Here is a 22,140-nt window from a genome sequence, read left to right as displayed (position 1 = left end):
CGTATCAAGGTGGTGCGTCGGGCGGCACGGGGGCGCACATGGTGGTGTGCGGCGACGACGGGCTCGCGCACCGTCTGGCCGCGGAGTTGCGCGGGGTGTACGGCGAGCAGGTCACGCTGGTCGTGCCGCCCTCCGAGCGGGCCGTACGGCCCCCGGTGGTCGGCCGGGCGCGGGCGGCCTCCGCGCTGCTGGATCGGATGGTCAGCGCGGCCGTGGGCCGGGCCGGCGGGAACGGCGGCGCGGGCGCGCACGGCGGCGGCAGCGGCAGCGGGGGTGGCGGCGGAGGCGGCGGGGCGGGCGCCGCGGCTCTGGGTGCGGCGGACCGGGTGGTGGAGGCCGCCGAGCTGACCGAGGCGGTCCTCGTGGACGCCGGGGTGGAGCGGGCGAGCGCGCTGGCCCTGGTGTACGACGACGACGAGACCAACATCCGGGCCGCGCTCACCGTCCGGCGGTTCAATCCGCGGCTGCGGCTCGTGCTGCGGCTGTACAACCGGCGGCTCGGCCAGCACATCGAGGAACTCCTCGATCAAGCCGCCGCGTTGGCGACCGGCGACGGCTCCGCACCGCCCGGGTCCACCCCGTCCGGCGCCGCCGCGCTCGGCGGTGGTGACGCGTCCACGACCGTGCTGTCCGACGCCGACACGGCCGCGCCCGCGCTGGCCGCCGGGGCCGTCGTCGGCACCAGCAAGGTCGTGCAGACCGAGGGCCTGCTGCTGCACGCGGTCGAACGCCCGCCGCCCGCGCCGGGCCAGGTCGCCGACCCGGGGCTGTGCACGCTGGCCCTGCTGTCCGCGACGAGCAGCGACCCGGCCGGGGCCGACGGGTCCGAGGTCAGCGGGGAGCAGCGGCCCCGGCTGTTGCCGGACGCGGCGGCGGTGCGGGAGGCCACCGGGCGCGGGACCGTGGTCCTCGAACAGGTCTCGTACGCCGCCGGGCCGCCGCTGCCGGCCGGGCGCGGGGTCGGCGTCGTACCGCCGCTCACGTCGCTGTTCTCGCGGCGGCTGCGCTGGTCGGTGGCCGGGCTCGTGGCGTGTGTGTTCGCCCTCGCGGTGGCGTTGTGGCTGGTGACGGGGGTGCGTCCGCTGGGCGCGCTCTATCTGACGCTGCTCGACCTGTTCGCCATCGACGATCCGGCGATCGGCGAACCGGTCGGCCGGCAACTGCTCCAACTGCTCTCCGGGCTCGTCGGGTTGTTGCTGCTGCCGGTGCTGCTGGCGGCGGTCCTGGAGGCGCTGGGCACCTTCCGGACGGCGTCCACGCTGCGCAAGCCGCCGCGCGGACTGAGCGGGCACGTGGTGCTGCTGGGGCTGGGGAAGATCGGCACCCGGGTGCTGACCCGGCTGCGCGAACTCCAGGTCCCGGTGGTGTGCGTGGAGTCGGACCCGGACGCGCGGGGGCTGGCGACGGCCCGGCGGCTGCGGGTGCCGGTGGTGCTCGGGGACGTCACGCAGGAGGGCGTACTGGAGTCGGCGAAGATCCATCGCGCCCACGCGCTGCTCGCGGTGACCAGCGCGGACACCACGAACCTGGAGGCGGTGCTCTACGCCCGCTCGGTGCGGCCCGATCTGCGGGTGGTGCTGCGGCTGTACGACGACGACTTCGCGACCGCCGTGTACCGGACGCTGCGGGCCGCGCATCCGCGGGCGCTGACCCGGAGCAGGAGCGTGACGCATCTGGCGGCGCCCGCGTTCGCCGGGGCGATGTTCGGGCGGCAGATCCTGGGGGCGATCCCGGTGGAGCGGCGGGTGCTGCTGTTCGCTTCCGTGGACGTGGGCGGGCATCCGCAGCTGGAGGGCCGGACGGTCGCCGAGGCGTTCCGGCCGGGGTACTGGCGGGTGCTGGCGCTGGAGGCGGGCTCGCGGGGCGCCGCGGGAGCCGGGGGCGGGGAGCGGCGGGAGCCCGCTGCGCAGGCGGCGGCCGAGGACCCGGATCCGGGGACCGGACCCGCGGCCGGACGCACCGGGCACGGCGGACCGTCCGGGCACACCGCCGGGCGCCCCTCCGCGCGGACGGGCGGGCGCCCGAGCGGGCATACCGCCGGGCGGGCGCCCGGGACGGCGGCGGGCGGGCCCCGGTGGAACCTGCCCGACACCTATGTCCTGCGGACCGAGGACCGGGTCGTCCTGGCCGCGACCCGCCGGGGACTCGCCGAGCTGCTGGGGCGGCGAGGACGGGACGGAGGGGACGGACGGGACGGACGGGATGGACGAGACGGTCCGGAGGGGTCCGGGGCGGCGGGGGCGGGCGCCGGGGCGGTGTAGGTGGCCGGGGGCGGTGCGCCAGCCCCCGGCACCCGCACCCCGCACCCGCAACCCGCACCCACGCCTCAGCGCCCCGCACCTCGCGCCCACCCCGTCGGCGCCCCGCACCCGCGCGCTTTCGGTACGCCGGGCTCCCTCGCGGTGTCCGCTACTTCGGCAGATGACGCTCGGCGAAGTCCAGTTCGAGCCGGACCTGCTTGATGCGCTCGTCGACCACCAGGGAGCCGTGGCCCGCGTCGTAGCGGTAGACCTCGTGGACGGCGCCCCGCGCCTCCAGGCGCTTGACGTAGTTGTCGATCTGGCGGATGGGGCAGCGCGGGTCGTTGACCCCGGCGGAGATGTGGACCGGGGCCTTCACCTGGTCCACGTAGGTGAGCGGGGAGGACGCCTCGAAGCGCTCGGGGACCTCCTCCGGGGTGCCGCCCAGCAGGGTGCGGTCCATCGCCTTGAGGGCTTCCATCTCGTCGTGGTACGCCGTGACGTAGTCGGCGACCGGGACCGCCGCGATGCCCAGGGTCCACGCGTCCGGCTGGGTGCCGACGCCCAGCAGGGTGAGGTAGCCGCCCCAGGAGCCGCCGGTGAGGATCAGCCGCTCCGGGTCGGCGAGGCCCGAGCCGATCGCCCACTCGCGGACCGCCGCGATGTCTTCCAGCTCGATCAGGCCGACCCGGTGCTTGAGGGCGTCGGTCCAGGCGCGGCCGTAGCCCGTGGAGCCGCGGTAGTTGACCCGGACCACCGCGTAGCCGTGGTCGACCCAGGCGGCGGGGCCCGCGGCGAAGGAGTCGCTGTCGTGCCAGGTGGGGCCGCCGTGGATGTCGAAGACCGTGGGCAGGGGGCCGGTGGTGCCCGCCGGCTTCTGCACCAGGGCGTGGATGCGCCCGCCGGGTCCCTCCACCCAGACGTCCTCCACCGGTACCGAGCCGGGGGACTTCATGCCCGGAGGGTCCAGGACCACGCCGCCGGCCGTCGAGCGGACCGCCGACGGTTCGGCCGCCGACGACCACAGGTACTCCACCGCGCCGTCCGGGCGGGCGCTCGCGCCGGAGACCGTGCCGGGCGGGGTGGCGATCCTGGTCAGCTCGCGGCTCACCGGGTCGTAGCGGAACAGCTCGCTGCGGGCCTCGAAGCTGTGCGCGACGAGCAGACCGCTGCCGTCCGGATACCACTCCGCGCTCACGTCGCCGGGCAGGTCGAGGGCGAGGTCCGTCTCCTCGCCGGTGGCCACGTCCCAGACCAGCGGCTCCCAGCGGCCCCGGCGCTGGTGCCCGATGAGCAGCCGGGTGTCGCCGTCGACCGGGGCGAAGCCCAGCACCTCCAGGCCCAGCTCGACGGTGCCGCCCTTGGTGTCGTCCAGCTCGGCGACCGCCGTGCCGTCCGGGCGCAGCACGCGCAGCGCCGAGTGCATCGCGTCGCCGTGCTCGGTGTGCTCGACGGCGATCAGGGTGCCGTCGTGGGAGAGGTCGCCGACGCCCGCCGACTCGCGGTGGCGGTAGATCTCCGCCGGGGCCTCGTCCGAGCCCACGCGCGCGAGATGGATCGTGGTGCCGTCCTCGTCGGTGGAGCGGCCCACGACCGCCGTGCGCCCGTCGCGGCCGAGCGCGAGGCCGGCCGGGTAGGACGGTTCGAGGCCGGGCACCGCCGCCTCGTCGGGGCCGCCGGTGAACGGCTGGCGGCGCCAGACGCCGAACTCGTCGCCGTCCTTGTCGTCGAACCACCAGATCCACGCGCCGTCCGGGGAGAGCACGCCGTCCGTCGTGCCGTTCGGCCGGTGGGTGGCCTGGCGCTGGACGCCGCTCGCCCGGTCCCAGGCGTACAGCTCGTACGTCCCCGTCGCGTTCGACACGAACAGGGAGCGGTCCGGCGCGTCCTCCGCCCAGTCGGGCAGGGACACCCGGGGTGCGCGGAAGCGCTTCTCCCAGTCCGGCACGGCCGGCTCGCCCTGCGCCCCCGGTGTCCTCCCCGCCTCCGGCCTTCCCGGCGCCGCGGGCCCGTCCTGCCCGGCCGGGCCCCGCCCGCTCCGCTCGCTCCGCCGGTTCTGCGCGCCGTTCCCGTTGCTCTCAGTCATGGCCCCATACTGCCTGGCCGGGCCGACAACGCGCCGCCCCGTTCCCCAGCCTGTGGAAAACCGCCCGTCCGGAACCCTTCTGCGGCCACGCGCCTGTGGAAAACTCCCACCCCGCGGCCTGCCGCGACCGGCGGGGGCCGTACCGTTGGGGCCGTGTACCGGTTTCTTCTGACGCCCCGCTGGTGGGGCATCAACGTCTTCGTGCTGCTCGCCATCCCGTTCTGCGTCTTCATGGGATCGTGGCAGCTGAGCCGGTTCGACGCGCGCGTGGACGATCACCGCAACCTGTCCGAGCAGACCGCCTCCGCCCGGACGGAGCCGCCGCGTCCGCTGGCCGCGCTGCTCCCCGTCGACAAGCGGACCTCGGGCATGCCCGCCACCGCGACCGGCCGCTACGGCAAGCAACTGCTGGTCCCGGACCGCGAGCTGGACGGCAAGCAGGGCTATTACGTGCTGACGCTGCTGCGCACCGGCTCCGGCAAGGCGCTGCCCGTCGTGCGCGGCTGGCTGCCGGGCACCGCGGACGCGGCGAAGGCCCCCGCGCCGCCCGCCGGCGAGGTCACCGTGACCGGGGCGCTCCAGGCCTCCGAGTCGCCCGGCGGCAACGGGGTCGGCACCCGCGGCGGGCTGCCGTCCGGGCAGACCGGGGCGATCAGCGCGGCCTCGCTGGTGAACCTGGTGCCGTACGACGTCTACGACGCCTGGGTCACGCTCGGCAAGGCCGACGCCGGGATGAAGGCGGTGCCCGCGAAGGCGCCCGAGGGCAGCGGGCTCGACCTCAAGGCGTTCCAGAACCTCGGTTACACCGGCGAGTGGTTCGTGTTCGCCGGGTTCGTGGTCTTCATGTGGTTCCGGCTGGTGCGGCGCGAGCTGGAGGCCGCGCGGGACGCCGCGCTCGGGCTGGTGCCCGACGAAGCGGAGGGCTCCGGCGAGCCTCTGGAGGGGCGTACCGCAGGGGTCTGACCCCCGCCGCCGTCCCTCCGGCCCCTTCCGCGTCCGTGTCGCGTCCGTGCCGTGTTGCCGTGCCGTGTGCCGTGGCCATGCCGCGTCCACGGCTCTTCCGCCCGCCGTGGAGGTCCGGGTCCGGCTACGGCGTGGCCGCCGCCAGGACCCCCGTGTGGTACACCGTCCCCGCGCAGGCGTCCGGCACCGTCGCCGAGACCGTCGGCGAGCCGGGCTCCGGGGTGTGCGAGACCACCACGCTGCCGTCGGCCTTGGCGCCGTCCTCCCTGACCAGCTGGGCCGAGGCCGCAGAACCGGTGTCCGTGCCCGAGCCGCTGTTCGTGGCCGTGCCGCCGGCCGCGCCCTGGTCCTTGCTCGGGGACGGGCCGGGCGAGGGCTGTCCGGTCTCCGTACCGCCGCTGCCACCGCCCCCGGTACCGCCCGTGCCACCGCTGCCGCCACTGCCACCGGTGGTCGGGCAGGAGTCGGAGGGCACCCAGGCGAACCTCACCTCGTAGCCCGACCCCGGAGTCAGCACCAGCGCCGGGGACTCGGTGGACGGGTCGGGCAGCCCCGGTGCCGCGTCCCCCGGGGTGTGCTGCACCACGCTGACCCGGGCGGTCTCGGCCGCGCCCTGCGGGAACGAGGTGACGGTGCCGGGCCCGCCGACGGTGCAGCTGCCGGACGAGGTGTTGGTGACGCGCAGGACGCCGTAGACGGCGCCCGAGGAGTCGGGGGTGCCGATCCGCGCGCCGCCGGAGCCCAGTTGCGCCGCCGTGCATACGGGTGCGCCGGCGCGGGCGGAGGCGGAGGGGTGGTCCGAGGCGCCGCCGGGCGCCGCGCCGGTGGCGGTGGCCCCGTCGTCCGCGGTGCCGTCCTTCTCCCCGCCCTGCTCCCGGCCCGCGGCCCGGTCGGAGGGGCTGCCCTCGGCGTCCGGACCGGCGGCCGGGTCCTTGGACCGCCCGGCGCCACCCTGCGCCTGGGACGCCTGGCCCGCGATGGCCGGGTTGGCGTCGGGCCCGGCGGAGCGGGAGACGTGGACAAGAGCCGGTACGGCGGTGCCGAGGAACAGGGCGGCGGCGGCCATGCCGATCGTGGCCTGCCGTTTGCGGGCCCGTCGGGCCGGGATCGCGCGCCGCAGGTGCTCCAGGGTGCCGTCGCTCGGTTCGACGTCCTGGACCGCCCGGTGCAGCAGCCGGCGCAGGGCCAGTTCGTCCGGGGCGAGCCCGCCCAGGGCCTCGTCCGCCGGGGCCGTGCGCTCGGGGGCCGGGCCCTCGGCGTCAGGGCTGTCGTTCACCGTGGTGTTCCCAGAATGCGCTGACGTGTGAAGGTGCTGTTGCTGTTGCTGTTGCTGTTGCTGTTCGCGGGACGCCTGGGACGCCTGGGACGCCCGGTCCGCATCCGCACGGGGCTCGTCGGGCGGGTCCGCCACCGGAGCCCGGTCCTCGTACGGCTCGCGGGGCTCGCGGCTCTCGCCCGACCCACGGGCCTCGCCGGACCCACGGGCCTCCTCCGACCCACGGGCCTCGTGCAGCCCACGGGCCCCGTCCGACGGCGCGCCGGACTCGTGGCGTGTGCGCGCGTCCTCATGGCATTGCCGCGCGTCCTCGTGGCGTTCGCGCGCGTCCTCATGGCGGTCGCGCGCGTCGCGCCCTTCGGCGTGCTCCTTCATACCCGCGCCTCCCTGAGGGTCATGCCTGCGCCTCCATGGCGATCCGGAGCGCGGCGATGCCGCGCGAGCCGTATGCCTTCACCGAGCCGAGGGATATCCCGAGGGTCTCGGCGACCTGCGCCTCGGTCATGTCCGCGAAGTAGCGCAGCACCAGCACCTCGCGCTGTCTGCGCTGGAGGCCCTTCATCGCCTTGATCAGCGAGTCGCGCTCCAGCTGGTCGTAGGCGCCCTCCTCCGCGCTGGCCATGTCCGGCATCGGCTTGGACAGGAGCTTCAGGCCGAGGATGCGGCGGCGCAGCGCGGAGCGGGAGAGGTTGACGACCGTCTGGCGCAGATAGGCGAGCGTCTTCTCCGGCTCGCGGACGCGCTTGCGGGCGGAGTGGACGCGGATGAACGCCTCCTGGACGACGTCCTCGCAGGAGGCGGTGTCGTCGAGGAGGAGCGCGGCCAGGCCCAGCAGCGAGCGGTAGTGCGTGCGGTAGGTCTCGGTGAGGTGGTCGACGGTGGTACCGGCCGCCGCGGCCTCCTCGGCGGCCGGGCACTGGTTCGGTACGCGGGCGGGCCGCGCGGCGGGCATGGGGGCGATCACCGGCATGCCACCGGACGGGCCGGACGCACCGGGCAGCACGGAAGCGCCGGGGCTCCCGGACCGGCCGGGGGACGCCGGCCGCCCGGGGAGGGCGGGCATCCGCGGCCGGAGGGCCGCGCGGGGCGGCCGCAGAGCGGCGCCGCGGGCCGCCGCGCTGAAGTCGAGTACGTCTGCCACGCCAGTTGGACGCACCGCCCCCCGCCGGGGTTGTACGGATCGCCCGTCGCATCCGCGCCCGGCCGACCGAGCGGCGCGTGCGGCCGTGTTCCCGCGTCAGGCGGCACCGCGGCCGGTGCCTCACATGCCCTCATGCGCCCCGCTCTTCCCTCTGTCGCGGCGTGCCGCGAAGCGACCGGGACGTCCCCACGCCCCTCAGCGTCCCCACGCCCCCGCAGGGCGACCGCAAAGACGCCTCCCGCCCTCCGCGCGGTTGCGGAGGGCGGGAAGGGAAATCGCCGGGCGCCGGGGCGGCACGGTTCACGCGGCGCGGACCGTAGTCAGCCGGTCCACACCTTGTGCACAGATCCTACAAAGGGACCGATCAATGGCCAGGGGTTATCCCTCCGTAAGGAAGAACGGGGGGACGAAGGAGAACGGGAAGCGCGCGGAGGGAGCCCGCCCGGTCACCGCTCCCCCTCCGGCCGCACCGGCCCGCTCACTCCGGCCCGGCCGCCACCAGCTCGGCGATCTGCGCCAGATTGAGCGCGGCGCCCTTGCGCAGGTTGTCGCCGCAGACGAAGAGTTCGAGCGCGGTCGGGTCGTCCAGCGCCCGCCGCACCCGGCCGACCCAGGCCGGGTCCGTGCCCACCACGTCGGCCGGGGTGGGGAACTCGCCGGAGGCCGGGTCGTCGCACAGCACCACCCCGGGAGCCGTGGCCAGGATCTCGCGCGCCCGGTCGACGGTGACCTCGTCCTCGAAGCGGGCGTGCACGGTCAGCGAGTGCGTGGTGACGACCGGGACGCGGACGCAGGTGACGGCCACCGGCAGCCGGGGCAGTCCGAGGATCCGGCGGGTCTCCTCGCGCAGCGCCATCTCCTCCGAGGACCAGCCCTCGTCGCACAGCGCACCGGCCCAGGGCACCACGTTCAGCGCGACCGGCTCCGCGAACGGGCCGGTGTCGTCGCCCACCGCCCGCCGTACGTCGCCGGGGCTCGTCCCCAGTTCCGTACCGGCGACCAGGGACAGCTGGCGGCGCAGGGCGCGGACGCCCTCCTGGCCGACGCCGCTGACCGCCTGGTAGGAGGAGACCACCAGGTCGCGCAGCCCGAACTCGGCGTGCAGCGCGCCCAACGCCACGATCATGGTCAGGGTGGTGCAGTGCGGGCTGGCGACGACGGAGCGCGGGCGCCGGCGCACCGCGTGCGCGTTGACCTCGGGCACCACCAGCGGCACCTCGGGGTCGGCGAGGAAGGCCCCGGAGTTGTCCACCACGACGGCGCCCGCCGCGGCGGCCACCGGCACCCAGCGGGCGGCCACCTCGTCGGGCACGTCGAACAGGGCGATGTCCACGCCGTCGAACACACCCGCCGCGCGGGCGTCCTCGGTGAGCGCGACGACCTCGGTCTCCTCGCCGCGCACGGTCAGCTTGCGACCGGCCGAGCGAGGCGAGGCGAACAGGCGGATCTCGCCCCAGACGTCCGCGCGCTGGGACAGGATCCCGAGCAGGACCGTGCCGACGGCGCCGGTCGCGCCGACGACCGCGAGCGTGGGCCGTCCGGTCACCGGCGTACGCCCGGACGCCCGGCGCCCCGGCGGGGGACGGTCATCGCCCGGTGCCGCCGTAGACGACGGCCTCGTCGCTGTCGGAGTCGAGCCCGAAAGCGGTGTGCACGGCGCGGACGGCCTCCGGCACGTCGTCCTTGCGGGTGACCACCGAGATACGGATCTCGGAGGTCGAGATCAGCTCGATGTTCACGCCCGCGTCGGAGAGCGCGGTGAAGAAGTCGGCCGTGACGCCCGGGTTGGTCTTCATGCCCGCGCCGACCAGGGAGATCTTGCCGATCTGGTCGTCGTAGCGCAGCGAGTCGAAACCGATGCCGGGACGGTTCTTCTCCAGCGCGTCGATGGCCTTGCGGCCCTCGGCCTTGGGCAGCGTGAACGAGATGTCCGTCAGGCCGGTGGAGGCCGCGGAGACGTTCTGCACGACCATGTCGATGTTGATCTCGGCGTCGGCGATCGTCCGGAAGATGGAGGCGGCCTCACCGGGCTTGTCCGGGACGCCGACGACCGTGATCTTGGCCTCGGAGGTGTCGTGCGCGACACCCGAGATGATGGCCTGCTCCACCTGCTGTTCCCCTTGCTCACTCGGCTGCCGAATCGGCTCGCTGCTGACCCACGTGCCCTGCAGCCCGCTGAAGGAGGAACGTACGTGGATCGGGATGTTGTACCGGCGCGCGTACTCCACACACCGGTGGAGCAGCACCTTCGACCCGGAAGCGGCCAGTTCGAGCATGTCCTCGAACGAGATCCAGTCGATCTTCCGGGCCTTCTTCACCACCCGCGGGTCGGCGGTGAACACGCCGTCCACGTCGGTGTAGATCTCGCAGACCTCGGCGTCCAGGGCGGCGGCCAGCGCCACGGCCGTGGTGTCGGACCCGCCGCGCCCCAGCGTGGTGATGTCCTTCTTGTCCTGGCTGACGCCCTGGAAACCGGCGACGATGGCGATGTTGCCCTCGTCCAGCGCGGTGCGGATACGGCCCGGCGTGACGTCGATGATCCGGGCTTTGTTGTGGACAGAGTCGGTGATGACACCTGCCTGGCTGCCGGTGAAGGACTGGGCCTCGTGGCCCAGGTTCTTGATCGCCATGGCCAGCAGGGCCATGGAGATCCGCTCACCGGCGGTCAGCAGCATGTCGAACTCCCGCCCGGCAGGCATCGGGGATACCTGCTCGGCGAGATCGATCAGCTCGTCCGTCGTGTCGCCCATCGCGGAGACCACGACAACCACCTGGTTGCCGTTCTTCTTGGCTTCCACGATCCGCTTGGCGACGCGCTTGATGCCCTCGGCATCGGCTACGGAGGAGCCTCCGTACTTCTGCACGACAAGGCCCACGTGCGCTCCTCGCTCAGTCCGTGTCTGTCGCACTCGCGCATATGCAGTGCGGTCGACTCAGTCTATCGAGCGCCCGGATTTCCCCTTCGCGATATCGCATCGTGAGATGTCCGGCGCCCGCTTGTCAGGGCGGCTCATGCCCAGGGAGCGGTGCGGCACTCGAAACGTGGGCGGCGTCACACACCCGCCGGGCGGCGATCCGGCCACCTCCCCATCGGGGCCGGAATGCTGCGGTCCGATCCGCTCCCCGCGCCGCCCGCCGCCCTGTTCCGGGGCCCGGCGAAGGGAATCCGTTCCGTTCGCGTGACCGGTTTCGACTCGATCCGAACCCGTCGCGGACCGGGGAAGGCAATGCATACCGGCCCGGTTGTCCATTCCCCGTCTCTTCATGTGGACAAGCTGTCGTGAACGGCCGTCAGGGTGTGTCACTGTGAGCCCGGTTCGGGCGGGAAGAAGTACCTGGTGGAAGGAGTTCTGATGGCGTCGTCACGTGCCGGAAAGCTGCTATTCCGGGTGCTGGGCCCACTGGAAATATGGGCGGGCGGTAAACGGCTCCAGCTCACCGCCCCGCGGCTTCAGATCACTCTCGGAACGCTGCTTTTGAAGCCCGACAGGACCGTGTCCGTGGAGGAGCTGGCGCAGAGCCTCTGGGAGGCCCGGATGCCGGCCGATCCGGCGAACCAGATCGCCGTCTGCGTCTCGAAGATACGCGGCCGGTTCCAGCGGACCGGGACCGTGGGCGACCTGATCCTGACCCAGCCGCCCGGCTACCTCCTGAGCACGGACGAGGCCGAGCTGGACACCCAGCGGGTGCAGGCGCTCAAGGCGGAGGCGGACGCGTACGCGAACGCCGGGGAGAGCGCCGAGGCGGTCTCCTGCCTGGAGCGGGCACTCGCCCAGTGGCGCGGCCCGCTGCTGGCGGGCATCACCCGGCAGGCGTGGCGCGCCGAGGCCCGCGTATGGGAGGAGACGCAAGTCGCGCTCCAGGTCAAGAAGGCCGAACTGCAGCTCGCGCTGGGGCAGTACGAGCCGGTGATCGCCGAGCTGTCGGCCTTCCTGCCGGAGCATCCGTTCTTCGAGCGGCCGCGGGCCCAGCTCATGACCGCCCTGTACCGCTCGGGCCGCCAGGCGGACGCGCTGCGCCTGTACCGCGACACCTGCCGCCTGCTGGACGAGGCGCTCGCCATCGCGCCCGGCGCCGAACTCCAGCGCCTGCACCAGGAGATCCTGAAGGGGGCCCTCCCGCCCGGCCCCGAGGCCGTCCGCACCGACTTATCCGCCGCGCCGCTGCCGCCCCCGCCGGAGCCCGCCGCGCCCGCGCCCGCCGCGCCCGCCGGGCCCTGCCTGCTGCCCAGCGACATCGGGGAATTCGTGGGCCGCGAGCGGGAGATGTCCGACCTGGTGGAATTCCTGCGGCCCACCGGCAGAAACGTGCCCCTGGTCGAGCTGGTGGGCGCGGGAGGAACGGGCAAGACGACCCTCGCCATTCATGTCGGACATCAGCAGCGCGTCAACTTTCCCGACGGCCAGCTCTATATCGATCTGCGCGGACTCGACCGGAATCCGGTCCGGCCGGAGGAGGCCCTCGCCCGGTTTCTGCGGGAGATGGGAGTGCCGGCGTCCGACATCCCGGACGGGCTCGACCAGCGCGCCGAGAAATTCCGCGCGCTGCTGACCGACAAACGCGTGCTCATCATTCTGGACAACGCCTCCGAAACCACCGGCATACGCCCTCTGCTGCCGGGAACGGACACCTGCGCCGTCATCGTCACCAGTCGCTCCCGGGTCGCCTCGGCGTTCTCGACGCGGGTCGTGGAACTGGGCGGCCTCTCCACGGAGCAGGCCCTGGAACTGCTCCACCGCGGCGCCGGACGCGAGCGGTCGGCGGCGGAGCAGGACGCCGCGCGGCGGCTGGTCGCCTACTGCGGCAACCTGCCGCTGGCGGTCGGCATCCTCGGCGCCCGGCTCGCGGCCAAGCCGCACTGGACGATGGCCCGGGTCGCGGCACGGCTCGCCGACGAACGGCGCAGGCTGGACGAGCTGGAGCACGACAACCTGGCCGTCCGCACCACCCTGGAGCTGTCCTACGACGGCATCAGCGCCGGCGCCCAGCTGCTGCTGCGCCGCCTGTCCGTGCTCGCCGTGCCGGACTTCGCGGACTGGCTCGCCCGGCATCTGGTGGACCTCGGCGGATCGGCGGCGGAGAACGCCGAGAACCTGGTGGAGGAGCTGGTGGACGCCCGGCTCGTCGAGGTGCGCGGTCGGGACGTGGCCGGGCAGCTCCGCTACCGCCTGCACGACCTGGTCCGGCTGTTCGGCCTCGAACGCGCGGACGGCGCCGAGTCGCCGTCCCAGCGCCGCACCGCGGTCCGCCGCACCGCCCTCGCCGCGCTCGCCGGCGCCGACGCGGCCCACCGCGCCGTCTGCGGCGGCGACTACACCGTCGTCCGCAGCGGCCCGGCGAGCCGCGCCCGTGCCGGCCACTCACCTCCGCACGAGGACGCCGACCCGCTGCACTGGTACGAGGCCGAACGCACCACGCTGACCACCTTGGTGCGGCAGGCCGCCGGCTACGGGCTCGACGACATCGCGTGGGACCTCGCGGCCGTGTGCCGCTGTCTGTTCAGCACGCGCGGGCACCACGACGAGTGGCTGGCGACCCACCAGGACGCGCTGGCCGCCGTCCGGGCGGTCGGCAGCCGCAAGGGCGAGGCCGCGCTGCTCCTGGGCCTGGGCGACCTGTACATCGACAAGCGCGAGTACACCCGGGCGGCCGGTCCGCTGGAGCAGGCGTACGCCACGTTCACCGCGGCCGGGGAGGACTACGGCGCGGTGCTCGCGCTGCGCAGGGCGGCCTGCGTGGACCGGATCCTGGGCCGCTACGAACGCGCGCTGGAACGCTGGCGCGACTGCCTGCCCGTGCTCGCCGCGCACGGGGACCTCCAGGCCCGGGTCCAGGTGCTGCGCTGGCTCGGGCTGACCCTGCTCGAACTGCGCGACCTGGAGGGCGCCGAGTCGTATCTGCGGCAGGCCGAGGAGGCGGCCCGGGGCCTCCTCGGCCGCGCGGCCGGACAGATGCGGCTGGCCCTCGCCGACCTGCTGCGGGCGCGGCACCGCCCGGCGGAGGCGGAGGCGGAGTACATCGCGGGGCGGGAGCGGGCGCAGGCCCTCGGCGATGTCTCGGGCATCGGCTACGCCCACTTCGGCCTGGGCGTCATCGCGCTGGAGAGCGGCCGGTACGCCGAGGGCCGCCGGCTCCTCGGCGTCTGCCGGGAGTCGGCGCGCTCGGTCGGCGACCCGCTGCTGGAGGCGCTCGGCATGGTCGGACTGTCCGCGGCGCTCGGGCACGACGGCCGGACACAGGAGGCGGAGCGGCTGCTGGCCGGGGCCGCCGCGATCTACCACGGCCTCGGCACCCCGGTCCGCTACGCGCGGTGCCTGTACGCGCACGCGGAACTGCTCGACCGGCGCGGCGACGCGGGGGCGGAGGCGGAGGTGCTGCGGGCCCGCGCGGCGGCGGCGCTGGCCGGTACGGGCTCGGCGCTGGCGCCGGACGCGCTCGGCGCGGGGACGGGCCCGTACTGTCCGCCGGTGCTGTGACGGTCCGGGGCGCGCGCCCCGGAAGCCGTGACCGCCGTGCCGGGTGTTTCCCTTCGGTGTCCGTTCGGTGTCCGAGGAAACCCGCAGGTCAGAAGCGATTCTGATGGTGTGGGACACCGTTGGGGAACGTCCTTGCCTCTCGCGGCGGGAATCGTCAAGGATGGCGAACAACGGCGTTTCACCGACGCAACGTCGTCTCGATGGCAGCGAAAACCAGTGATGCAGCGAACCTGCCTTTGGCGGGCGCCACTCCCCCGATGAGGTTGATGTGGAGCAGCACGACAACGCCGCATGTGTGACAGCATTTCCCATCGACGAGGCTCGCGAGGCGATCGATACCCTGGACCTGCAGATCATCGAAATCCTGCAGAATCGCCGCGACCTGTCCCGCCGCATTCAGCGGCAACGCATGAGCGAGGGCGGTACACGGACGGTACTCGCTCGCGAGAAGCTCATTCTCGACCGTTACGCGACCGGGCTCGGCACCGAGGGAACCGCCCTCGCCCTGAATATTCTGAGCCTGTGCCGGGGCGGTTCCGGCGGCATCTCAAGAGCCGCCTCCGCCGCGGACGGCGAGCCGCAGGGCACTTCGTGAAGGCGTGCGGAAATCCGCGGGCACGCCTGGGTGACATCTCCTTCCTCAATTGCGCACCGATCCGCTGGGGCCTGGCCGACAGCGGAGCCGTGCACGGCCTCGACATGGTCTCCGCTCCACCGGAACAGCTGTCCGCGCTCCTTCTTTCGGGTGATCTGGACATCAGCCCGATCAGTGTCGTCAGATATCTGCGGCACGCGGAGGAGCTGTGCCTGCTGCCCGGCATCGCGATCGGCAGCGACGGCCCGGTGGGCTCCTGCCACATCGTCTCGCGCGATCCGCTCGAAGCGCTGGACGGGCGGGTGGTCGCGCTCTCCGCGGCCAGCCGCAGCACCAGCCTGCTGGCCAGGATGCTCCTGGAGGACGCCGTCGGGGTGCGGCCCGAGTACCGCACCCTGCGCCAGGACGTGGGCGCGATGCTGCGCACGGCGCGGGCCGCGGTGGTCATCGGCGACGACGCGCTGCGGGTGCGGGCGACCGCGCCGGACGGGCTGACCGTGCACGACACGGGCGCGATGTGGCGGAGCTGGACGGGGCTGCCCATGGTGTTCGCCGTCTGGGCCGTGCGCCGCGACTTCGCGCGGGACCGGCCGGCGACGGTGCGCGAGGTCGGGGCAGCGCTCGTGGACGCGGTCGCACGGGCCCGCGCGCACCCCGCGCGGGTGGCCGCGGCGGCGGCCCGCGGCGGCCGGTCCGGCGCGCTCGGGGAGCCCGTGCTCCTCGACTACTTCCGGACCCTCGACTACTCACTCGGAGAACGCCAGCTGGCCGCCGTCCAGGAGTTCTCCGCACGGGCCGCGGCCCGCGGCGAAACGGTCCGCCCCCTGCCCGCGCGCATTCCCGTCCACGGAGGATGACCATGATTCGTCACATCGTACTTTTCAGGTTCAAGCCCGGTGTCTCGTGGGACGATCCCCGGGCGCTGGAAGCGGAAGGCATGGCCGCGAAGGTGGGCGGCGAGGTACCGGACCTCCAGGAATGGAGCACCGGCCGCAACATATCCACCCGGCCCATCGCGTACGACTTCGCGGTGATCGGTCTGCTGGAGGACGAGGCGGCGCTCGACCGCTATCTGGTGCACCCGTTCCACCAGGAGGCGATCCGGAAGTGGCGGGAGATCAGTGAATGGGTCATCGCCGACCTCGAAGAATGACGCGCAGAACGAGAAGAAGAACAGCACAGTGAACGAGAGGCAAGGACCAGCGGTGAGTGCCAAGTACGAGAAGTGCGCCTTTGTCGTCGAACAGGACCTCGCCGCGGGGCTCGCGATGAACACCGTGGCGGCTCTCTCGATGTCCGTGGGGCGGTTCGTGGACGGAATCATCGGCGATGCCGTCAAGGACGGCGACGGCGAGGCGCACACCGGTATCACGGCCATTCCGCTGCCCATTCTGAAGGGCGCGGCGGCGGACCTGCGGGACATCGTGCTGAAGGCGGCCGGCCTGCCCGACGTCTTCGTGGCCGACTTCACCGCGGTCGCCCAGTCGTCACGGAGCTACGACGAGTACATCCGCCGGACCGCCGACCTGGGCACCGCCGAGCTGCCCTACATCGGCGTGGCCGTCTGCGGCAGCAGGAGCGCGGTGAACAAGCTCACCGGAAGCCTGCCGCTGTACCGCTGACGCAACCGACACGAGGGAAGCATGTTCACCGTCTTCAACGAAGAACTCGACCGGCTCGCCCGCGAGATACGCGACCGCCACCAGGCGTTCGCTGCGCGCCGCTGGAGCGACGCCGACCTGGCCGACCACCAACTGAGGGAATTCCGCAGCACGCTGGCGTACGTCAAGGACAGGTCCCCCTTCTACGCGAGCCGCCTGGCGGCGGTGGACCCGGACTCCATCCGCTCCCTCGCCCCCGAGCATCTGGCCGGCGTGCCGTTCACCACCAAGGACGACCTGCGCAACGAGTTCGACAAGGTGCTCTCGCTCCCGCTGTCCAAGGCCTGGATCTTCTACGAGACCACCGGCACCACCGGCCGCAGCACACCGTGCCCGCGGGACAACACCGACTCGCTGCACAACAACACGGCGCTGACCGTGTACTACGACACCGTCTTCCGGCAGTTCGGCGACGAGCAGGTGATCGGCGTCTCCGGGCCGACCGAACTGCACGCCTTCGGCGACACCTTCGGCGACGTCTGCCGCAACCTGGGCCACGCGGTCGCCAAGATGTGGCCGCACTCGCCGATGGTCGGCTACGACCGCGCCCTGGAGACCCTGCGCGTCCTGCCCGCCACCGGCCTGTTCAGCACGCCCGGCATGGCCCTGTCCCTGGCGAAGAAGGCGTACGCGGCCGGACTGCACCCGCGCCGGGACTTCCGCCTCGACGTCCTGATGTGCACCGGCGAACTCGCCTCCCCGAGCCTCCTGGAGAACATCGGCGAGGTGTGGGGCGCCAAGGTCTACAACGCCCTGTACGCCTCGCAGGAGGCCTCGGTGATGGGCGCGTCCGGCGCCGACGGCGCGCTGTACACGGCCCCGCTGCTCAACTTCTACGAGGTGATCGACCCGGACACCGCCCGCGCGGTCGAGCCGGGACCCGACGGCGTGCGCACCGGCGAGCTCGTCGTCACCGCGCTCTACCGGGGCAGCAAGCCCCTGGTCCGCTACCGCACCGGCGACCTGGTCCGGCTCGCCCCCGCCTCCGCCGGGCGCACCCTGCCCGCGCCCGTCCTGGAGGTGCTCGGCCGGACCCGCGACACCCTGTCGATCGGCGGCCACCGGATCAGCGGCTACGACCTGGAGGAACTGCTGCTGTCGCTGCCCCGCGGCTACCTCGACTACCAGGTCGTCATCGACGCGGTGGACGGGCAGGACGAGCTGACCCTGCACCTGGAGACACCGCCCGACGGCGAGGGCGTGCGCGTCGACGAGGCGGCCGTCGCCGCCCTGGTGCGCGAACGGCTCGACGTCCCGCTCCGGTTCGCCTACGGCCCGCTCGGCTCGGTCACCACGACCGGCGCCATGGTGAGCTGGAAGGCGGCGCGGGTGGAGGACCGGCGCACCGCGGCACCGGACGAGGAGCGCGCCGCCGCCCTCGGCGTGGCCGGCGGGAGGGCCCAGTGACCAGTGCCGTGGCAGCCGACAGCGGCAAGGCGACGCCCGCCCTGGCGGCCCTGGCCTACCACGACGGGGAGTTCGTCCCCCTGGAGCGGGCCCAGGTGCCCGTCACCACGCAGGCCCTCCAGTACGGCACCGGTGTCTTCGAGGGCATCCGCGCCTACGCGCAGGCGGACGGCGGCCTGGCCGTCTTCCGCGGCCACGACCACTACCTGCGCTTCCTGCGCAGCGCGCGGACCCTGCGCATCCGGCTGGAGCCGGACGCGCGGGAGCTGTGCGCGCTGACGGCGGAGCTGCTGCGCCGGATCGGCGCGGACACCGACATGTACATCCGCCCGCTGGCGTACAAGCGCGCGCTGCTGCCCGGGACACCGCCCGGTGTCCAGCTCACGGGCGTCTCGGACGCGCTGTCGGTCAACGCGTTCCGGATGGGGTCCTACACCGACCGCGGTGGCATCCGGGTCGCGATCAGCTCGTGGCGCAGGCCGGAGTCGGCCGTGCTCCCGGTCCGCGCCAAGGTCACCGGCGGCTACGTCAACAACGCGCTCGCCGTGGACGAGGCCCGCGCCGCCGGGTACGACGACGCGATCCTGCTCAACAGCCGCGGCCAGGTGGCGGAGGCCAGCACGTCCAACGTGTTCGCCGTCGTCCGCGGCCGGCTGGTCACCCCGCCCGTCACGGCCGACCTCCTGGAGGGCATCACCCGGGACACCGCCGTCACCCTGGCGGCCGACCTGCTGGACGTACCGACCGACTTCCACGACCTGGGCCGCGAGGACCTGTGTCTGGCCGACGAGGTGTTCCTCACCGGCACGGGCGCGGAGATCGTCCCCGTGACCGAGATCGCCGGCCGCCCCGTCGGGGACGGCGTCCCCGGACCGCTCACCACCGCCCTGACGGCCGCCTACCACGAGGTCGTCCGCGGCAAGGACCAGCGCTACCGCCATTGGCTCCAGAGCGTCGGCCCCGGCACGGGCTGACCGCCGACCGCAGGGGGAGAACATGATTCAGACAGCGGGATGGATAGACACCGCCCTGTCCTCGGGACCAGAGATCGAGGCCATCGGGACCCTGGGACCCGCCGGCACCAGCAGCGAGCAGGCGGCCCTGTACCTCTGGGCGGACCGCGGCCTGGGCGGACCGCCCGGCATCCGGCTCTACGGCACCTACGAGGAGGCCGGCACGGCGCTGCGCGAGGGCGCCGTCAGCCATGTCGTCATCGCCAACGCGTACGCGTCGGTGCACAGCTTCTACATGGACCCGTCGCTGCGGTTCGCGGGGGCGTTCCTCTTCGACACCCCGGACTACGGCATCGCCGTCTCCCCGGGGCACCGCATCCCCGACGCCGCCCGGATCGCCACCCACCCGGCGCCGGTCGCCCTCGTCCGGGAACTCCTCCCGGACGCCTACTCGGTGGCGGAGATCCGCTACGCCACCTCCACCAGCGCGGCGGCCGGCCAGGCCCGCCGCAGGGAGACCGACCTGGCGCTCACCACGCGCCCGGCGGCCAAGGCCCACGCCCTGGAGTTCATCTCCCGCACCCGGCCGATCCGCATGCTCTGGTCGGTCTTCACCCTCGCCGACCCGGACGCCTGACGGGCCGCCACAGGAAACCGGCCCACCGCAGCCGTCCGGACCGCCCAAGGAAACAGGTACTTCCATGCTCCTGATCGACCGTGCCACCGTGCGCGAGCTGTACCCGGTCGAGCGCGCCCTGCCGGTGATGGCGGAGGCCATGCGCCGCTACAGCGGCGGCCTGGCGGAACTGCCGCTGCGGACCATCCTGAGGCCCGAGAAGGACAGCGGTCTGCTGGGCACCATGCCGGGCTTCGTCGCCGGGGACGACCTGGCGGGCTACGGGCTGAAGGCGATGATGCTCAAGCCCGAGAACCCGGCCCGCGGCCTGGACCTGCACGTCGGGGTCGTCATGGTCTTCGACCCGGCGACCGGTGCCCCGCTGGCCCTGATGGACGCCGGCGCGGTGACCGCCGTACGGACGGCGGCCGTCTCCGCCGTCGCCACCGAGGCGCTGGCGCGGCCGGACGCCGGGGACCTCGCGGTGCTCGGCTCCGGGGTGCAGGCGCGCAGCCACCTGGAGGCCATGCGCCTGGTCAGGACGCTGCGCCGGGTCCGGGTGTGGAGCCGCAGCGCCGAGCACGCCGAGGACTACCGGGCGTGGGCGGCGAAGGAGCTGGGCATCGAGGTGGAGACCGCGGACACCCCGGCGCTGGCCCTGGCCGGGGCCGACCTCGTCTGCACCACGACGGCGGCCAGGGAGCCCGTCGTCGAGGCCGCCGACCTCGCGCCCGGCGTCCATGTCAACGCCGTGGGGGCCTCCTTCGCCGACCACCGGGAGCTGTCCTCCCGGGCCGTGGCGGACGCCTCCTTCTTCGTCGACAGCCGGGAGTCGGCGCTCGCCGAGTCCGGGGACCTGCGGGGGCCGCTCACCGAGGGCCTGGTGGGACCGGACCACATCCGGGCCGAGCTGGGCGAGGTGCTGCTCGGCACCCGGCCCGGCCGCGCCGAACCCACCGAGATCACCGTCTTCAAATCGCTCGGCCTCGGCGTGCAGGACATCATGTCCGGCTTCGCCGTCGCCCGCGAGGCCGCGGCCCGCGGACTGGGCCGGACCGTCACGCTCGACTGACCCGCCGGCCCGTCCGGGACCCGCGTCCGCGGAGCGGCCCGGCACAGGCACCGGCAGAGCACCCCAGCAGTGGGACCCAGCTAAGGAGAACGACAGGAGTGAGTGCTCACCCGCCCGCGCCGCGTGCCGTGCTCGACGGCATACCGGCCTATGTGCCCAAGCCGCCGCAGCCGCCCGCCACCGGCACCTCGTACCGGCTGTTCCTCAACGAGAACCCCTGCCCGCCGCTGCCCTCGGCCCTCGCCGCCGTCTCCCGGGCCGCTCAGCGGACCAACCTCTACCCGGGCATCTTCCCGGAAGAGCTGACGGACGCCCTCGCCCGCAGGCTGGACGTCCCGCTGTCGCACGTGGTCACCGGCCCGGGATCGGTCGGCATCTATCAGCAGATCGGCCAGGCCATGCTGTCGCCGGGCGACGAAGTGGTCTACGCCTGGCCGTCGTTCGAGGCGTACCCGATCGTGGTGCGGATGGCCGGGGCCGTCCCGGTCGAGGTGCCGCTCAGCGACGCGGCGCACGACCTGGAGGCCATGGCCGCCGCCATCACCCCGCGCACCGCCATGGTGCTGCTGTGCGAGCCCAACAACCCCACGGGCACCGCGGTCGGCGCCGCCGAGCTGAAGCGGTTCCTGGACCGGGTGCCGGAGCATGTCACGGTGGTGCTGGACGAGGCGTACTTCGAGTTCCACCGGGGCCCGGACGCGCCGGACGGGGTGGAACTCCACCGCGACCGGCCCAACCTGGTGGTGCTGCGCACCTTCTCCAAGGCGTACGGGCTGGCCGGCCTGCGGGTCGGCTACGGCGTCGCGCACCCGCGGATCGCCGAGGCGCTGCGCAAGTGCGCCGTGCCGTGCGGGGTGAGCCGGATCGCGGAGCAGGCGGCGCTGGCCGCGCTGGACGCCGAGGACGAGTTGTTCCGGCAGGTGGCCGGGATCACCGCCGAGCGGGAGCGGCTGCGCGCGGCTCTGGGCGCGCGGGGCTGGACCCTGCCGCCGAGCGAGACCAACTTCCTGTGGCTGCCGCTGGGCGAGGACGCCGGCCCGGTCGCCGCCGCCCTGGAGCGCGCCGGGCTGCTGGTGCGCGCCTTCCCCGGGGCCGGGCTGCGGATCACGGTCGGCGCCCCGGAGGCGAACGACCTGCTGATCGCGACCCTGGAGGGGCTCAGATCGGGTCGATGACCGTCTTGCGCAGATGCCCGTAGACCATCGAGGTGCGTACGTCGGCCAGTTCGGGGCGCTCGGTCAGCTTGTCCAGCACGACCGAGTGCAGATGGTCGGCGTCCCGCACCGCCACATGGAGGAGGAAGTCGTCGGTCCCCGTCAGCACGAAGACCGAGATGACCTCGGGCATCCGCGCCACGAAGGTCTGGAACTGCTCGATGATCGCGCGGGTCGGCGGCCGCACCCGTACGGCGATCATCGCCTGGAGCCCCCGGCCCAGTGCGGTGAGGTCCACCTCGGCGTGGAAGCCGAGCAGCACCCCGCGCTCGCGCAGCGCGCGCACCCGCTCCAGGCAGGTCGAGGGTGCGATGCCCAGCTCCTCCGCGAGTTCGCGGTTGGTGCGCCGACCGTCTTGCTGGAGAAGGCGCAGCAACGCCGAATTAAGTTCATCCATGTTCTGCCGAATTCCCGAGAGGCCGAATTATATTCGGCGAGTA

Annotated in this window: 18 protein-coding genes; 12 read left to right on the top strand and 6 right to left on the bottom strand. The window is 73.6% G+C overall.

All coding sequences use genetic code 11. The annotated features are described in order from the left end of the window. Positions 1-38: 38 nt before the first annotated feature. Positions 39-2,261: an NAD-binding protein gene (locus tag A8713_RS16985; protein ID WP_173860977.1), complete on the top strand. Its 2,223-nt coding sequence runs from the start codon at positions 39-41 to the stop codon at positions 2,259-2,261. Between the two features lie 148 nt (positions 2,262-2,409). Here the strand turns inward: A8713_RS16985 and A8713_RS16980 are convergent, their stop codons facing one another. Then, on the bottom strand, positions 2,410-4,326 hold the full coding sequence (locus A8713_RS16980; RefSeq protein WP_237305397.1) for a S9 family peptidase: 1,917 nt from the start codon (positions 4,324-4,326) through the stop codon (positions 2,410-2,412). A gap of 153 nt (positions 4,327-4,479) precedes the next feature. Here A8713_RS16980 and A8713_RS16975 point away from each other — a divergent pair, with 153 nt between their 5' ends. Beyond that, a complete protein-coding gene (locus A8713_RS16975; RefSeq protein ID WP_064537549.1) occupies positions 4,480-5,289 on the top strand; it encodes an SURF1 family protein in 810 nt (269 codons plus the stop codon). A gap of 124 nt (positions 5,290-5,413) precedes the next feature. Here A8713_RS16975 and A8713_RS16970 read toward each other — a convergent pair whose 3' ends face one another. The 4 genes from A8713_RS16970 to A8713_RS16955 all read right to left on the bottom strand — a co-directional run bounded on the left by A8713_RS16970 (position 5,414) and on the right by A8713_RS16955 (position 10,582). Next, positions 5,414-6,565: a hypothetical protein gene (locus A8713_RS16970; RefSeq protein WP_237305396.1), complete on the bottom strand. Its 1,152-nt coding sequence runs from the start codon at positions 6,563-6,565 to the stop codon at positions 5,414-5,416. A 394-nt stretch (positions 6,566-6,959) separates the two neighbouring features. Continuing rightward, positions 6,960-7,535, bottom strand: coding sequence for a SigE family RNA polymerase sigma factor (locus tag A8713_RS16965; protein ID WP_064537547.1), 576 nt, complete (start codon positions 7,533-7,535; stop codon positions 6,960-6,962). 649 nt (positions 7,536-8,184) lie between these two features. After that, the gene (locus A8713_RS16960; protein WP_064534342.1) at positions 8,185-9,252 is read right to left on the bottom strand and encodes an aspartate-semialdehyde dehydrogenase; all 1,068 of its coding nucleotides are present in this window, start codon (positions 9,250-9,252) and stop codon (positions 8,185-8,187) included. A 40-nt stretch (positions 9,253-9,292) separates the two neighbouring features. Beyond that, positions 9,293-10,582, bottom strand: coding sequence for an aspartate kinase (locus A8713_RS16955; RefSeq protein WP_064534341.1), 1,290 nt, complete (start codon positions 10,580-10,582; stop codon positions 9,293-9,295). 624 nt (positions 10,583-11,206) lie between these two features. Between A8713_RS16955 and A8713_RS16950 the strand changes: the two genes are divergently transcribed. From A8713_RS16950 to A8713_RS16905, 10 genes are all read left to right on the top strand, one after another. Then, positions 11,207-14,182, top strand: coding sequence for an AfsR/SARP family transcriptional regulator (locus A8713_RS16950; RefSeq protein ID WP_064534340.1), 2,976 nt, complete (start codon positions 11,207-11,209; stop codon positions 14,180-14,182). A gap of 268 nt (positions 14,183-14,450) precedes the next feature. Then, complete coding sequence (locus tag A8713_RS16945; RefSeq protein WP_064534339.1) at positions 14,451-14,777, top strand: chorismate mutase; 327 nt, start codon at positions 14,451-14,453, stop codon at positions 14,775-14,777. Continuing rightward, the gene (locus A8713_RS16940; protein ID WP_064534338.1) at positions 14,774-15,634 is read left to right on the top strand and encodes a menaquinone biosynthesis protein; all 861 of its coding nucleotides are present in this window, start codon (positions 14,774-14,776) and stop codon (positions 15,632-15,634) included. The genes A8713_RS16945 and A8713_RS16940 overlap by 4 nt, the downstream gene beginning before the upstream one ends. Before the next feature lie 2 nt (positions 15,635-15,636). After that, the gene (locus tag A8713_RS16935) at positions 15,637-15,930 is read left to right on the top strand and encodes a Dabb family protein (protein WP_064534337.1); all 294 of its coding nucleotides are present in this window, start codon (positions 15,637-15,639) and stop codon (positions 15,928-15,930) included. Between the two features lie 52 nt (positions 15,931-15,982). After that, positions 15,983-16,399, top strand: a complete 417-nt coding sequence (locus tag A8713_RS16930) for a DUF2000 domain-containing protein (protein WP_018568972.1) — start codon at positions 15,983-15,985, stop codon at positions 16,397-16,399. A 21-nt stretch (positions 16,400-16,420) separates the two neighbouring features. Further along, positions 16,421-17,845, top strand: coding sequence for a phenylacetate--CoA ligase family protein (locus tag A8713_RS16925; RefSeq protein WP_064534336.1), 1,425 nt, complete (start codon positions 16,421-16,423; stop codon positions 17,843-17,845). Continuing rightward, the gene (locus tag A8713_RS16920; RefSeq protein ID WP_064534335.1) at positions 17,842-18,819 is read left to right on the top strand and encodes a branched-chain amino acid transaminase; all 978 of its coding nucleotides are present in this window, start codon (positions 17,842-17,844) and stop codon (positions 18,817-18,819) included. Before A8713_RS16925 ends, A8713_RS16920 begins: the two co-directional genes overlap by 4 nt. A 22-nt stretch (positions 18,820-18,841) precedes the next feature. Continuing rightward, positions 18,842-19,435, top strand: a complete 594-nt coding sequence (locus tag A8713_RS16915) for a prephenate dehydratase domain-containing protein (protein WP_064534334.1) — start codon at positions 18,842-18,844, stop codon at positions 19,433-19,435. 64 nt (positions 19,436-19,499) lie between these two features. Further along, a complete protein-coding gene (locus A8713_RS16910; protein WP_064534333.1) occupies positions 19,500-20,486 on the top strand; it encodes an ornithine cyclodeaminase family protein in 987 nt (328 codons plus the stop codon). A 98-nt stretch (positions 20,487-20,584) separates the two neighbouring features. Beyond that, a complete protein-coding gene (locus A8713_RS16905; RefSeq protein ID WP_064534332.1) occupies positions 20,585-21,661 on the top strand; it encodes a histidinol-phosphate transaminase in 1,077 nt (358 codons plus the stop codon). Here A8713_RS16905 and A8713_RS16900 read toward each other — a convergent pair. Beyond that, complete coding sequence (locus tag A8713_RS16900; protein WP_026252717.1) at positions 21,645-22,097, bottom strand: Lrp/AsnC family transcriptional regulator; 453 nt, start codon at positions 22,095-22,097, stop codon at positions 21,645-21,647. The two genes, A8713_RS16905 and A8713_RS16900, sit on opposite strands and share 17 nt — an antisense overlap. Positions 22,098-22,140 lie beyond the last annotated feature (43 nt).

This window comes from Streptomyces sp. SAT1 (assembly GCF_001654495.1).
Classification (GTDB): Bacteria; Actinomycetota; Actinomycetes; order Streptomycetales; family Streptomycetaceae; genus Streptomyces; species Streptomyces andamanensis.
The sequence above is the reverse complement of the archived record's forward strand: the minus strand, read 5'-3'. Positions and strand labels throughout refer to the sequence as shown.